The following is a 14,356-nucleotide window of genomic DNA, read 5'->3' as shown; positions in this document are numbered from 1 at the left end:
CAGCGGGAGATGGCCCGGCATGGCGCGCCTGTTAATGCTCGTTATCCTGGCACTGGCGCTGGTTGCGCTGGCCGGTTTCGCCGTGTCCGCCCTGACGCGGGCCACGCGCGAGGCCCGGTCGCTGGGACAGGAGATCGCGCTGACCACAAGGGGAACGAGTGTGCAGAAAATCGCCTATGCGGCCCTGTTCATCCTGATGCTCGGTGTCACGAGCGGCCTGCTTGGAGGGCTGTGAAGGGCATGGCGCGGAAATTCGGCGGCAAATACAGCCCGGACGGCAGCGATGCGCAGGGGCCCGACCAGACCGACGCGGTTCTGTTTCGCGGGGCGCGGGTCGATCCGGCCGGTGCGCGGGCGAACCTGATGTTCCTGCCCGCGGCAGTGGTGCTGTTCACTTCGATCACCGCTGGCGCGACCGGGCTGGCGCTGGGCGTGGCCTCGGCCGGGGTGCTGGCGCTGTCGGCGTGGATGCTGCGCAACGGGCTGAGGGCGGAGGCCGCGTATAATGCGCGGAAGGTGGCGCGGAGCCCGGGCATGCCGCGCAAGCTGTTCTCGTCCATCCTGGCGGGGCTGGGGATTGCGATTGCCGCCTACAAGGCCGAGCCGGGGCTGGTGGCGCCGGTGATCTTCGGCGCGGTGACGACGGGGCTGCATGTGTTTTCCTTCGGGGTCGACCCGATGAAGAACAAGGGCATGGAAGGCGTCGACCAGTTCCAGACCGACCGGGTGGCGCGGGCCGTGGACAAGGCCGAGGCCTATCTGAGGGAGATGTGGGACGCGGTGCAGCGTGCCGGCGACCGGCAGGCCGAGGGCCGGGTCGAGCGGTTCCAGGCCAGCGTTCGGGAGATGCTGCGCACCGTCGAGAACGATCCGCGCGACCTGACCGGGGCGCGCAAGTACCTGACGGTGTACCTGATGGGCGCGAAGGACGCGACGGTGAAGTTCGCCGATGTCTACGCGCGGTCCCGCGATGCCAGGGCGCGGGAGGATTATTTCGGTCTGCTGACCGATCTGGAACAGAATTTCAACGCCAAGACCCGGGCGCTTCTGAGCGACGATTCCGCCGATCTGGAGATCGAGATCGAGGTGCTGCGCGACCGGCTTGAACGCGAGGGCATTCGCCCGGCCAACCCCAACGGATAAGGACCCGAACGTCATGTCTGATAACATTCGCCAGAAAGCCGAGGCCTCGCTGGCCGAAGTCGAGGAAGTGAGCCGCGTGATCCTGCCGGAGCCGGCGGAGGCCAATGCCATCGTGCCGCTGGCGCAGGCGGACCCGGCGCAGGGGGCCGAGATCCGCAAGCGGATGGACGAGATCGACATGAGCGATACCAACTCGATCGTGTCCTTCGGCTCGGGCGCGCAGGCGGAGTTGCAGGAGATTTCGCAATCCATGCTGTCGGGCGTGCGCAACAAGGATGTGGGCCCGGCGGGCGACAGCCTGCGGAACATCGTGACGACGATCCGGGGCTTCTCGGTCTCGGAGCTGGACGTTCGGCGCGAGCGGACGTGGTGGGAGAAGCTTCTGGGCCGGGCCGCGCCCTTTGCCAAGTTCACCGCGCGGTTCGAGGACGTGCAGGGGCAGATCGACAGGATCACGGATGATCTGCTGGGCCACGAGCATGTGCTGCTAAAGGATATCAAGTCGCTCGACCTGCTCTATGACAAGACACTGACCTTCTATGACGAGCTGGCGCTGTATATCGCGGCGGGCGAGGAGAAGCTGAAGGAGCTGGACGAGCAGGTGATCCCGGCCAAGGACAAGGAAGTACAGGTCGCGCCGGAGGATCAACAGGTGATGAAGGCGCAGGAGCTGCGCGATTTGCGGGCGGCGCGGGATGACCTGGAACGCCGGGTGCATGACCTGAAGCTCACGCGGCAGGTGACGATGCAGTCGCTGCCGTCGATCCGGCTGGTGCAGGAGAACGACAAGAGCCTTGTCACCAAGATCAACTCGACGCTGGTGAACACCGTGCCGCTGTGGGAGACGCAGCTGGCGCAGGCGGTGACGATGCAGCGTTCGGCCGAGGCCGCGGCGGCGGTCAGGGATGCCAACGACCTGACCAACGAGTTGCTGACCGCCAATGCCGAGAACCTGCGCGAGAGCAACAAGATGATCCGGCAGGAGATGGAACGCGGCGTGTTCGATATCGAGGCGGTCAAGAAGGCCAATGCCGACCTGATCGGGACGATCGAGGAAAGCCTGCAGATCGCCGACGAGGGCAAGGCCAAGCGGGCCGCCGCCGAGGAGGATCTGAAGAAGATGGAAAAGGATCTGCGCGACACGCTGGCATCGGCCAAGTCACGCCGCGACGGGGTTGGCGACACTGCCGGCACCGCCGTGCCGAAGAGCTGAGGCATCATTTGAAAAACGCATTCGGAACTGGGTGGCAGAGGCCGTTTCGGATCGGCGCGCTTGCCGGCGTGCTTGCGCTGTCGGCCTGCGAAACGCCGGAGGTGCCGACGAGCAAGCCGCATGCCCGGCCCGACGGGCTGGTGACGGAAAAGCCCCATGAGCCCTCGGCCGAGAGTGCGGCGCTGAGCCGGTATTACAATCGGCTTCAGGCGCAATTGCTGACCCAGGGCCTGTTGCGGACGGGCGGCGGCGGGGTGGACACGCCCTATACCGAGCGGGACATTTCGCGCAATTTCGAGCGGATCGCGTTCTACAACGAATATGTGCCGGGCGCGGGGCTTCAGGAATCTAAGGACGATCCGGACCTGCTGCGCAAATGGGTCAAGCCCGTGCGGATCGCCATCGAGTACGGGAAGACCGTTCCGGAGGAGATAAAGGAGGGCGACACGGCCTCGATCCGCGGCTATGCGGCGCGGCTGTCGCGGGTCACCGGGCACGATATCGCGCTCGATGACAATGCGCCGAACTTCCACGTGATCATCGCCTCGGAGGACGACCGGCAGGATACGGTGGCCCGGGTTCTGGCGCTGGCCCCGACCATCGGAGCCGCGTCGCGGGACATCTTCGAGAACCCGCCGCGCAAGTTCTACTGCTTTGTCATGACCTTCGGGCGGCCCGGTGCGAGCTATACGCTGGAAAAGACGATCGTGCTCATTCGCAGCGAACAGCCCGATTTGATGCGCCGGTCGTGCATTCACGAAGAGATCGCGCAGGGGCTCGGGATGAACAACGACAGCGCGACGGCGCGCCCGTCGATCTTCAACGACGACAATGAATTTGCCTTCCTGACGACACATGATGAAGAATTGCTGCGGCTGTTGTATCATCCGAGCCTGAAACCGGGGATGACGCTGGATCAGGCCCGCCCGCTGATCAGCCGGATACTGGACGGGGACCCGGGGCAGATTTGATATTTGAGGAGACCTGAGACATGGGCATTTTCGATTTCCTGACGGGCGAGTTCATCGACGTCATCCACTGGGTCGACGACACGCGCGACACGATGGTCTGGCGGTTCGAGCGCGAGGGGCACGAGATCAAGTACGGCGCCAAGCTGACGGTGCGCGAGGGGCAGGCGGCGGTGTTCGTGCATGAAGGCCAGCTGGCGGACGTGTTCACGCCGGGGCTTTATATGCTCGAGACCAACAACATGCCGATCATGACGACGCTGCAGCACTGGGATCACGGGTTCCAGTCGCCGTTCAAGTCGGAGATCTATTTCGTCAACACGACGCGGTTCAACGACCTGAAATGGGGGACGAAGAACCCGATCATGCTGCGCGATCCGGAGTTCGGGCCGACGCGGATCAGGGCGTTCGGGACGTACTCGGTCAGGGTGAGCGACCCCGCGAAGTTCCTCAGCGAGATCGTGGGCACCGATGGCGAGTTCACGATGGACGAGATCAGCTTTCAGATCCGCAACATCATCGTGCAGAGTTTCAGCCGGATCATTGCCGGGAGCGGCATTCCGGTGCTGGACATGGCGGCGAACACGGCCGACCTGGGAAAGCTGATCGCGTCGGAAATCTCGGCCGTGGTGGCGGAGTACGGCTTGATCATCCCGGAGTTCTATATCGAGAACATTTCCCTGCCCCCCGCGGTGGAGGAGGCGCTGGACAAGCGCACCTCGATGGGGCTGGCGGGCGACCTGGGCAAGTTCACCCAGTATTCGGCGGCCGAGGCGATGACCGCGGCGGCGAAGAACCCCAGCGGGGGCGCCGGGATCGGGGCCGGGCTTGGCATGGGGATGGGCATGGCGATGGCGCAGCAGCTGTCGGGCAATCAAGGGCCGTGGGGCAATAACGGGCAGGGCCAGCAGGCGCCGGCCGCCGCGCCGCCGCCCCCGCCGCCGGTCGAGCATGTCTGGCACATCGCCGAGAACGGGCAGACGCATGGGCCGTACTCGAAGGCGGCGATGGGGCGGATGGCCAGCGAGAACAAGCTGACCCGCGACAGCCTTGTCTGGACCGCAGGGCAGGATGGCTGGCTCAAGGCCGGGGAGGTGCAGGAGCTGGCGCAGTTGTTCACCATCCTGCCGCCGCCCCCGCCGGGGGCGTGATGGGGCCAAACGCCGAGTGTCGCCGGTTCCTGCTTCCAGGTCTTGGCCTTGTGGCCGGGTTCTTGCCCGCCGTGGCCGTGGCCGGTGCCGGGGTCGAGCAGCTTGAGGTGCCGGTGGCCCATCGCGAGGCCGCGGTGGCGATCACCCTGTTCTATCCTGCCGGTGATGTTGAAACGGAGGCCGTGGGCGGAACCGCCGTGTTCGCGCCGGTCGACGCGGCGCCGGGTGCCGTCGCGCTGGAGGGACAGCATCCGCTGGTGCTATTGTCGCATGGTGGAATGCGCTCGGCGCCCGGGGGTGGCGACTGGTTGGCCATCCGGCTGGTGAAGGAGGGGTACGCCGTCGCCGTGGTGCGCGGCCCTGCGCTTGGCCCCGCCGATGCGACACGGGCGCCGGCGGAGCTGTGGCAACGGCCGAAGGACATGTCGGCGGCCCTGGACGTTCTGGAGGAAGATCCGCGCGTCGACCCGGGCCGGGTGGGCGCCGTGGGCGTTTTCCTTGGCGGCACCGCCGTGCTGCAGCTGGCCGGGGCGCGGTTGTCGGCCGGGGCCGTGGCGGGGGCCTGTGAGGCACCGGGGCAGAGCATGGATTGCGGGTGGTTCGATGCGGCCGGCGTGTCGCTGCACGATGTGGCGACTGGCCCGCTCGAGGGGCCGTTGCAGGAGGGCCGGGTGGCGTCGGTGGTGGCCATCGATCCGGAATTCGCCGCCGCGTTCGAGACCGCGTCCTTTGCCGACCTGTCGGGGACCGCGCATGTGCTCAACCTCGGGGCGGCGGAGGATGTGCCGGCGGCCCTGGATGCCGCGCAGCTGGCCGGGGCGGTGGCCTATGGGCGGGTTGACGGGGCGGACCGGTTCGATGCCTTCCCCGAATGTACCGGGCGCGGGCCGGCCATCCTGGCGGAGGAGACGGGGGATGACCGGCTGTGCACCGGTCTGGAAGAACACGATCGGGCGGAAATTCACGATCGGATCGCCGAAGAGGTGGCGCGCAGGCTGGGCTCGGGTATGCTCGGCGCCGATATCACGCAGTAATTCAGGGTTTGCCCATGGTCGACACTCCGCCCCCCGCGCCCGACGCCGAAGCCGACGCTCCGCCGCCCGCTGCCCCGGAAGAGCACCGGTTCCCCTGTGAGCAGTGCGGGGCGGATTACCGGTTCGACCCGGACAGGGGGGAGCTTGTCTGTGACCATTGCGGGCACGTGGAGGAGATCGCGCAGGCGGGGCCGTGGCAATCAACCATCCGCGAGCTGGATTTCCAGTCGGCGCTGGCCGGAGAGCTGGGCGACGAGGAGATCGAGGAGACGCGGGTTCTGGAATGCCCGAGCTGCGGGGCGCGGGTGGAGTTCGACGACGCCACCCATTCCAAGGAATGCCCGTTCTGCGCCACGCCCGTGGTCACCGGCACCGGCACGCACCGGCATATCAAGCCCAAGGGGGTGCTGCCTTTCGCACTGGACGAGCGGGCGGCAAGGACGGCGATGACCGAGTGGCTGGGCCGGCTGTGGTTCGCGCCGGGGGGCTTGCAGGAGTATGCCCGCAAGGGGCGGAAGATGCAGGGGATCTACGTGCCCTACTGGACCTTCGATGCCGATACCAAGTCGAGCTATCGGGGGGAGCGGGGCACGGTCTACTACGAGACCCGCACGGTGACCCGGAACGGCAAGCGCGAACAGGTCAGGGTGCAGAAGGTGCGCTGGCGCTCGGTGTCGGGGCGGGTGGCGCGGTTCTTCGACGACGTGCTGGTGCTGGCCTCGCGGACGCTGCCCAAGCGGTACACGGATGCGCTGGAGCCGTGGGACCTGTCGGCGATGGAGCCCTACCGGCCGGAATTCCTGGCCGGGTTCCGGGCCGAGGGCTACCAGGTGGAGCTGGAAGAGGGGTTCGTCGAGGCGCGGGCGCATATGGACAACGTGATCGCCCGCGACGTGCGGTTCGATATCGGCGGCGACCGGCAGAGGATCCACGACATCGACACCGCGATCAGCGACGTGACCTTCAAGCACGTGCTGCTGCCGGTGTGGCTGGCCGCCTACAAGTACCGGGGCGAGACCTATCGTTTCGTCGTCAACGGCCGCACCGGCCGGGTGCAGGGCGAGCGGCCGTGGTCGGCGTGGAAGATCGCCGTGGCGGTGGTGCTGGGGCTGATCGTGGCGGGTGGCGTGGGCTACTTGATTTCGCAAAACAGTTGAAGGAGGCCCGAGTGCCGGAGGATTTCGACGCGCTCAATCGCGTGATGGACGGGCGTTACAGTTGCCGGGGGTTCCGGCCCGAGCCGGTGCCGGAGGAGGTGACCCGCCGGATCGTGGAGACGGCGGGCAAGGCCGCGTCCTGGTGCAATGCCCAGCCGTGGCGGGTGGTGGTGACGCAAGGGGACGAGACGGAACGGTTCCGGTCGGCGTTGCTGGAGGAGGTGGCCGGTGGCAAGCCGGGGCCGGATCTCGCCTGGCCCGAGGACTATCCGGGGGTTTATGGCGAGCGGCGGCGGACCTGTGGCTACCAGCTTTACAGTGCCGTGGGGATAGACCGGAAGGACCGGGCGGCACGGGCCGAGCAGGCGATGCGGAACTTCCACCTGTTCGACGCGCCGCACGTGGCGATCGTGCATTCGGAGGCGAAGCTGGGGGCCTATGGCGCGCATGATTGCGGGGAGTTCGTGCTGGGCTTCATGCTGGCCGCGACGGCGCAGGGGGTGGCGACGGTGGCACAGGCCTCGGTTGCGGGCTATGCCGATTTCATCCGCGGCCATTTCGGGCTCGATGACAGCCGGATGGTGCTGTGCGCGATTTCCTTCGGGTACGAGGATCCGGATCATCCGGCCAACGCGTTCCGGACGGAGCGGGCGAAGGTGCGGGAGTTGCTTGATCTGAGGGGGTGAGGGGTCTGGCTCGGACGCCGCGCATCGGCGGGCCGTGGGGCGGCGATCCGACGGGGTTGGCCTGGTGCTTTATGGTGGCCACGTCCCTCCATGCTCACGAGGGTGCACCTGCCTCACCAAATCGCCGGTCCGTCGGGGCGGCCCGCCGATGCGCGGCGGCCTTCGGCCTCGATTCCGCGCTGTTGCCAGACGATACCCAAAAGAAAACCCCCGCCGGCAGATGCGGGCAGGGGTTCAACTCGTCGTCTCTGAACGAAATCAGTCCCAGCCGACCTCGTTGAAGATGGTCTGGGCCGCCTTGGCGTTGCGGCTGAAGGCGGCGGTGGGGGTGGTGTCGTCGGCCTTGAACTCGCCCAGCCGGTCGGTCGCCTCGGCGCCCGGGGCGCCTTCGACGGCCGGGTACTCGTTGTTCTGTGCCGCGAAGTGGGATTGCGCGAAATCGCTGGTCAGGAACTCGAGGAACTTGACCGCGTTCTCGGCATTGGGGGCCGCCGCGGTCATCGAGGCGGTGGCGAGGTTCACGTGGGCGCCGCGGTCGTCCTGGTTGGGCCAGACCCAGCCGATGCTGTCGATCTCTTCCGAGAGGCCGTCAACGTCGCCGCCGAAGCCGCGCAGGAAGTAGTAGTGGTTGGCCACGGCAACGTCGCATTCGCCCGAGATCAGGCCGCGCAGCTGGTCGGTGTCACCGCCCTGGGGCGCGCGGGCCATGTTCTCGACGATGCCGGCGGCCCAGTCGCGGGCGGCCTCTTCGCCATGGACCTCGATCATCGAGGCGAGCAGCGACTGGTTGTAGACGTTCGAGGAGGAGCGGATGCAGATCTTGCCCTTCCACTCGGGCTCGGCCAGCGCCTCGTAGGTGGCGGGCGGGGTCTCGACGCGGTCCTTGGCGTAGAAGATGATGCGCGCGCGCTGCGAGACGCCGAACCAGAGGTTCTCGGGGTGCTGGAACTGTTCCGGCACGCGCTCTTCGATCACGTCGGAGGTGAAGGGCTGCAGGACGCCCGCCTCTTCGGCGCGGTCCATGCGGCCCACGTCGACGGCGATGAAGATGTCGGCGGGGCTGTTGTCGCCCTCGGCCTCGAGCCGGGCGATGATCTCGTCGGCGTCGGCCTCGATCCGGTTGACGGTGATGCCGGTCTCTTCGGTGAAGGCATCGAACAGCACGTCGTCGGAATCGTAGTGACGGCTTGAGTAGATGTTGACCTCCTGCGCGAAGCTGGGCGCGGCAAGGGCCATGAGCGCGGCGGCGGTGGTCAGCGTGCGGGTGAGACGGTGCATTCGGAGTGATCCTTCCTCGATATTCCGACTGAATTTCTGGGTTTTCTGATCATATGTCTGACAAAATTAGTCAAGTCAAATCGGATAATCGGCGCCGGGCCCGGGGGGACGCACCGGAGGAAGGCGCCGATCGACCGGAAAACGCAGCGTAAAACTTGCGCCGAAGGCCAAAGGCTTTCATGCTGTTCCAACGGAGGAAATGACGGCGGATCCACTTGGCAATCCGCCGCGAAGGGAGGAGACGGCAATGAGTTTTGCCACGCGTCAGGACGTTCTCGACATTCAGAACGAGGTGCCGTGGGAGGAGCGGGACCGGCCGGAAACGCTCTACCAGATGCTGCGGAACGTGGCGGAGGCCTTTCCCGACCGCCCGGCGATCAGCTACCAGCTGTTTTCCGGCGCGACCGATCCGGCGCAGACGCTGACATGGCGGCAGTTCCACGACCAGGTCTGCCAGGCCGCGAACCTGTTCCGGTCGCTGAAGGTGGAGGAGGGCGACGTGGTCGCGCTGATCCTGCCCAACTGCCTCGAGACCGCGACGGCGATGGTGGGGGCGATGGTGGCCGGCATCGCCAGCCCGATCAACCCGCTGCTTGAGCCCGAGAATATCGGTGCCATCCTGCGCGAGACCAACGCCAAGGTGGTGGTGACGCTGAAATCCTTCCCGAAGACGGATATCGCCCAGAAGACCGCCGAGGCGGTGCGCCACGCGCGGCAGGTGCATACGATCCTCGAGATCGACCTCAACACCTACCTCCGCCCGCCGAAAAGCTGGATCGTGCCCTTCCTGCGGCCGAAGATGATCGGCAAGCACCATGCCGACATCAAGGATTTCGTGGCCGAGGCCGGGCGGCAGAACACCACGCTCGATTTCGCCGATTCCGCGGGCGACCGGGTGGGCGCCTATTTCCATACCGGCGGCACGACGGGCATGCCCAAGGTCGCGCAGCACCGGTATTCGGGGATGGTCTATAACGGCTGGCTGGGCGATCAGTTGCTGTTCTCGGAACAGGACAACATCATGTGCCCGCTGCCGCTGTTCCACGTGTTCGCGACGCACGTGATCCTGATGGCGATGATCAAGTCGGGGGCGCATGTGGTGTTTCCAACGCCCGCCGGTTATCGCGGCGACGGGGTGTTCGACAATTTCTGGAAGCTGTGCGAGCGGTGGAAGATCACCTTCGTGATCACCGTGCCCACGGCCGTGTCGGCGCTGATGCAGCGCAAGGTGGATGCGGACCTGTCGACGGTGAAGAACGCGTTTTCCGGCTCGGCGCCGATGCCGCTGGAGCTGTTCAAGCGGTTCGAATCGGCCACCGGCATGGCGGTGATCGAGGGCTACGGGCTGACCGAGGCGACCTGTCTCGTGGCCTGCAACCCGCCGACGGGGGAGAAGAAGGTGGGCTCGGTCGGTTGCCCGCTGCCCTATACGGATGTGCGGATTTACAATGCCGGGAACGCCGAGGACCCGGTGGAGGCCGCGACCGACGAGGTGGGCGAGATCTGCATCTCGAACCCCGGTGTCTATCCCGGCCACACCTATACCGACCCGACGAAGAACGAGAAGCTGTACTATCACGACAAGTACCTGCGCACCGGCGATTTGGGCCGGATCGACGCGGACGGGTATCTCTGGATCACGGGCCGGGCGAAGGACCTGATCATCCGGGGCGGGCACAATATCGACCCGGCCGAGATCGAGGAGGCGCTGATGGCGCATTCCGAGGTGGCGATGGCCGGTGCGATCGGTCAGCCGGATGCCTATTCGGGCGAGATCCCCTGCGCCTATGTCGAGCTGGTCGAGGGCGGGAGCGTGACCGGCGAGGAGCTGGTGGAGTATTGCAAGACCCATGTCCACGAGCGCGCCGCGCAACCGAAGTTCATCGAGGTACTGCCGGAACTGCCGAAGACGGCGGTGGGCAAGGTCTTCAAGCCCGACCTGCGCAAGCGGGCCATCACCCGCGTCTACAATGCCGAGCTCGAGAAGGAAGGGCTGGCCGCGCGGGTGGTCGAGGTGATCGACTCGAAGAAGCAGGGCCTGACCGCGCGGATCGAGAAGACCGGCGACGTGGACGAGGCGAAGCTGAAAGAGGTGCTGGGCCGGTTCACGCGGCCCTGGGAATGGGCGAAGCCGGCGGGCGGTTGAGCCCGCGCTTCGGGGTTTCAGAAAACGACTTTTCGGGAAAGCGCAGGATCCGGGTCATGCCACCGCATGATCCGGGTCGAGCGGTGGCGCGGGTGCGGCCATGGTCGCGCCTGCGACATCTGAAAAGGAGTTTACCCATGTTGTTGAAGGACAAGATCATCATCGTCACCGGTGCGTCGAGCGGGATCGGGGCGGCGGCGGCGCTGAAGCTTGCGGAGCAGGGCGCGAAGCTGGTGCTGGGCGCCCGGCGAGAGGCCGAGCTGCGGCAGATCGAGGGGCAGATCAACCAGTCGAACGGGGCCGCCGTTGCGGTGCCGGGGGATGTGTGCGAGGCCGGGTACGCGGACGCGTTGGTCGCCATGGCGACAGAGCGGTTCGGCGGGCTGGACGGGGCGTTCAACAATGCCGGGATCCTCGGGAGCGGCGCGATGGTGGCCGAGACGGCGCCCGAGGACTGGGACGAGGTGCTGGCGACCAACCTGACCGCCAGCTACCACGCCGCACGGGCACAGATCCCGGCGCTGCGGACGCGGGGCGGCGGTTCGCTGGTCTTCACCGGGTCGTTCATCGGCCACACCGCGACCCTGCCGGGGATGGGTGCCTACGCGGCCTCGAAAGCCGGGCTGGTCGGGCTCATGCAGGGCATCGCGGTGGAGCACGGGGCGGAGGGGATCCGGGCCAACGTGCTGATGCCGGGCGGAACGATGACGCGGATCGCGTTGGATGCGGCAACGAACCCGGAGACGGCGGCCTTCATCGCGGGCCTGCACGCGCTCAAGCGGCTGGCGGAGCCGGAGGAGATCGCCGACGCGGCGCTGTTCCTGCTGTCGGACATGGCGAGTTTCGTGACCGGCTCGGCGATGCTGGCGGACGGAGGGAACTCGATCTGCAAGGTGTGAGGGTAGGTTGTTAAGAAAGAAGCCGGCACGGTCTGTGCCGGCTTTGGCCCGTGGGCGGATTGCTGTAGAAATACAGGCATGAAAGGCAGGGCCCATGTCGATCTATCAAGGCAATGAGTGATGTCGAGCGGGCGGTCGTCCGCCTTCTTCAGGGCGTGGCCACCCGCGACACCGTAATCCGACGGGATGCCTGGCGGCGCCTGGTCGATGTCGGGCCCGGGGCCGTGCCGCATGTTCTGGCGAAGCTCGACTCGGCGGCGTGGGGCGCGCGGCCGAAGGGGCCGTCATTCCTGTATCTGGGCGTGCTTCTGTCGTTGCTTCATACGCTCGATGTGCCTGCCTTTCGGGCGGAGATCGGGCGGTTGCGAGCAGCGCGGTTGCATGACCGGCATCGGCGCGTCGTGGATTTCATGGCGAAGATGAGCGATGCAGAACCGGTGCTGCATTTGACGGACGGGACGCCGGTTTTCGTGGCGGAGGAGATCGAGGACCGGGAGCGGATTGCCGGGTATGTTGCCCGGTGGGCTCGGACACCGGGTGTGGCGCTTGGCGACGTCTCGCGGATCGACGTGATCGGGTGGTCGGGAGACATGGAGTATGTCGGTCTCTACCGGATCTGCGAGTCGGCCATCGTGCTGACCTGGCCCGCCGGGCGGGCACGGGGGTTGCTGCGGTGGTGGCGGCGGATCGTGGGGGAGCATACGTTTTATCACGAGGTGGGGCACCATGTGTGCGGGCATCTCGAGGGCGGGCGGGAACCTGAGCAGGAACGCGAGGCGGATGATTTTGCGCGATGGACCATGTATGCGGCGCATCCTTGGTTCTTCAGAACGGTGAAAACCCTGCTTCTTCCATTCAAGCCGATTGTCCATCTTTGGATGCGACTACGCCGTCGACGAACGAAGGCGGCGCCCCAAAGCCCCGAGTGAGGCTTGGAGAGATGATCGGCGGGCATGGAAAAACGCCGCCAGCGGGGCTGGCGGCGTTTGACGTTTCCGGTTCTGCTACACGACGTTACGAGACGTCCTTGTAGCTGATCTCGCGCTTGTCCTCGCCGGTCTTGCCACGGCGGACGAGCAGGCGGTTGAGCGCGTTCACATAGGCCTTGGCGGAGGCGAGGACGGTATCGGTGTCGGCCGACTGGCCGGTGGCGATGTTGCCCTCCTCCTCGAGCCGGACGGAGACGGTGGCCTGCGCGTCGGTGCCCTCGGTCACGGCATGCACCTGGTAGAGCGACAGCCGCGCGTCGTTGGGGTGCAGTTCGCGGACCGCCTTGAAGGTCGCGTCGACCGGGCCGTCGCCGGTCTGGGTGGCGGATTTCTCCTCGCCGTCGATGGACATGACCAGCTTGGCCTCGGCCGGGCCGCCGGTGCCGCAGACCACGCGCAGGGACTTGATGACGAGGCGATCCTTCGCCTCGTCCTCGCCTGCGGCGACGAGGGCCACGAGGTCTTCGTCATAGACCTCCTTCTTGCGGTCGGCGAGATCCTTGAAGCGGTAGAACACGTCGTCGAGCTGGTTGGCGCCCAGCTCGAACCCGAGATCCTTGAGCTTGGCGCGGAGCGCGGCGCGGCCCGAGTGCTTGCCCATGACGATATTGGTCTCGGCGAGGCCCACATCTGCCGGGCGCATGATCTCGAACGTCTCGGCGTTCTTGAGCATGCCGTCCTGGTGGATGCCGGATTCGTGGGCGAAGGCGTTCTTGCCGACAATGGCCTTGTTGTACTGCACGTTGAAGCCCGAGACGGTGGCGACGCGGCGGCTGATATGCATGATCTTGGTGCTGTCGACGCCGGTGTAATAGGGCATGATGTCGTTGCGCACCTTGAGCGCCATCACCACCTCTTCCAGTGCGGTGTTGCCGGCGCGCTCGCCGAGGCCGTTGATGGTGCATTCGATCTGCCGCGCCCCGCCCGCGACGGCGGCCAGCGAGTTGGCCGTGGCCATGCCGAGGTCGTTATGGCAGTGGGTGGCGAAGACCACCTCGTCGCCGCCCGGCACCTCGGCGATCAGGCGGCGAACCAGGTCGGCGGATTCCACCGGCGCGGTGTAGCCCACGGTATCGGGGATGTTGATGGTGGTGGCCCCGGCCTTGATGGCGATCTCGACCACGCGGGCGAGGTAATCCCATTCGGTGCGGGTGGCATCCATCGGCGACCATTGCACGTTGTCGCAGAGGTTGCGGGCGTGGGTCACGGTTTCGTGGATGCGGTCGGCCATCTCGTCCTGCGTGAGGTTGGGGATGGCGCGGTGCAGGGGCGAGGTGCCGATGAAGGTGTGGATGCGCGGGCGCTCGGCGTGCTTGACCGCCTCCCAGCAGCGGTCGATATCCTTTATGTTGGCGCGGGCGAGGCCGCAGATGACCGAGTTCTTGGCGTTCTTCGCGATCTCGCTCACAGCGCGGAAATCGCCCTCGGAGGCGATGGGAAAGCCCGCCTCGATGATGTCGACGCCCATATCGTCGAGCAGCCCGGCGATCTCGAGCTTTTCGTCATGGGTCATGGTGGCGCCGGGGGATTGTTCGCCATCGCGGAGGGTCGTGTCGAAGATTACGACGCGATCTTTGTTCGCCTGCGGCGAAACGCGGTCCTTGTTCGCGTCTGGCGAAACACGGTCTTTGTCAGCGTTTGTCATGTCTGGTCTCGTTTTGTTGTCCTAAGCCTGGTGGCGCGAAGAAGGCG

At 66.4% G+C, this 14,356-nt stretch carries 13 protein-coding genes; 11 read left to right on the top strand and 2 right to left on the bottom strand.

The genetic code is table 11. The features are described 5' to 3' along the window. Positions 1–19 precede the first annotated feature (19 nt). From ACO07J_RS01665 to ACO07J_RS01630, 8 genes are read left to right on the top strand one after another with little or no spacing between them, the layout of a single operon-like run. Positions 20–235, top strand: a complete 216-nt coding sequence (locus tag ACO07J_RS01665; RefSeq protein ID WP_422025696.1) for a hypothetical protein — start codon at positions 20–22, stop codon at positions 233–235. Positions 236–240: 5 nt separating this feature from the next. Next, positions 241–1,143: a 5-bromo-4-chloroindolyl phosphate hydrolysis family protein gene (locus ACO07J_RS01660; protein WP_422025694.1), complete on the top strand. Its 903-nt coding sequence runs from the start codon at positions 241–243 to the stop codon at positions 1,141–1,143. A 13-nt stretch (positions 1,144–1,156) separates the two neighbouring features. Next, positions 1,157–2,356: a toxic anion resistance protein gene (locus ACO07J_RS01655; RefSeq protein ID WP_422025692.1), complete on the top strand. Its 1,200-nt coding sequence runs from the start codon at positions 1,157–1,159 to the stop codon at positions 2,354–2,356. An 8-nt stretch (positions 2,357–2,364) separates the two neighbouring features. Next, positions 2,365–3,327: a DUF2927 domain-containing protein gene (locus ACO07J_RS01650; RefSeq protein WP_422025690.1), complete on the top strand. Its 963-nt coding sequence runs from the start codon at positions 2,365–2,367 to the stop codon at positions 3,325–3,327. Positions 3,328–3,347: 20 nt separating this feature from the next. Continuing rightward, on the top strand, positions 3,348–4,475 hold the full coding sequence (locus ACO07J_RS01645; RefSeq protein WP_422025688.1) for an SPFH domain-containing protein: 1,128 nt from the start codon (positions 3,348–3,350) through the stop codon (positions 4,473–4,475). 50 nt (positions 4,476–4,525) lie between these two features. Next, a complete protein-coding gene (locus ACO07J_RS01640; protein ID WP_422025686.1) occupies positions 4,526–5,509 on the top strand; it encodes an alpha/beta hydrolase family protein in 984 nt (327 codons plus the stop codon). 14 nt (positions 5,510–5,523) lie between these two features. Continuing rightward, the gene (locus ACO07J_RS01635) at positions 5,524–6,666 is read left to right on the top strand and encodes a TFIIB-type zinc finger domain-containing protein (protein ID WP_422025685.1); all 1,143 of its coding nucleotides are present in this window, start codon (positions 5,524–5,526) and stop codon (positions 6,664–6,666) included. Between the two features lie 11 nt (positions 6,667–6,677). Further along, positions 6,678–7,352, top strand: coding sequence for a nitroreductase (locus ACO07J_RS01630; protein WP_422025683.1), 675 nt, complete (start codon positions 6,678–6,680; stop codon positions 7,350–7,352). Positions 7,353–7,610: 258 nt separating this feature from the next. Here the strand turns inward: ACO07J_RS01630 and ACO07J_RS01625 are convergent, their stop codons facing one another. Continuing rightward, the gene (locus ACO07J_RS01625; protein ID WP_422025681.1) at positions 7,611–8,630 is read right to left on the bottom strand and encodes an extracellular solute-binding protein; all 1,020 of its coding nucleotides are present in this window, start codon (positions 8,628–8,630) and stop codon (positions 7,611–7,613) included. A gap of 247 nt (positions 8,631–8,877) precedes the next feature. Between ACO07J_RS01625 and ACO07J_RS01620 the strand changes: the two genes are divergently transcribed. The 3 genes from ACO07J_RS01620 to ACO07J_RS01610 all read left to right on the top strand — a co-directional run bounded on the left by ACO07J_RS01620 (position 8,878) and on the right by ACO07J_RS01610 (position 12,604). Further along, positions 8,878–10,776: an acyl-CoA synthetase gene (locus tag ACO07J_RS01620; protein WP_422025679.1), complete on the top strand. Its 1,899-nt coding sequence runs from the start codon at positions 8,878–8,880 to the stop codon at positions 10,774–10,776. Between the two features lie 137 nt (positions 10,777–10,913). Next, the gene (locus ACO07J_RS01615) at positions 10,914–11,675 is read left to right on the top strand and encodes an SDR family oxidoreductase (RefSeq protein ID WP_422025677.1); all 762 of its coding nucleotides are present in this window, start codon (positions 10,914–10,916) and stop codon (positions 11,673–11,675) included. Between the two features lie 113 nt (positions 11,676–11,788). Then, entirely contained in the window at positions 11,789–12,604 is an 816-nt protein-coding gene (locus tag ACO07J_RS01610; protein WP_422025675.1) for a hypothetical protein, read from the top strand. Positions 12,605–12,689: 85 nt separating this feature from the next. Here the strand turns inward: ACO07J_RS01610 and ACO07J_RS01605 are convergent, their stop codons facing one another. Continuing rightward, positions 12,690–14,309 carry a 2-isopropylmalate synthase gene (locus tag ACO07J_RS01605; protein WP_422025673.1) on the bottom strand — a complete coding sequence of 540 codons (1,620 nt, stop codon included), beginning with the start codon at positions 14,307–14,309 and terminating at the stop codon, positions 12,690–12,692. Between the last annotated feature and the right edge of the window lie 47 nt (positions 14,310–14,356).

Origin of the sequence: Roseovarius sp. (assembly GCF_965228755.1) — a bacterium.
Taxonomy (GTDB): domain Bacteria; phylum Pseudomonadota; class Alphaproteobacteria; order Rhodobacterales; family Rhodobacteraceae; genus Roseovarius.
The sequence above is the reverse complement of the archived record's forward strand: the minus strand, read 5'-3'. Positions and strand labels throughout refer to the sequence as shown.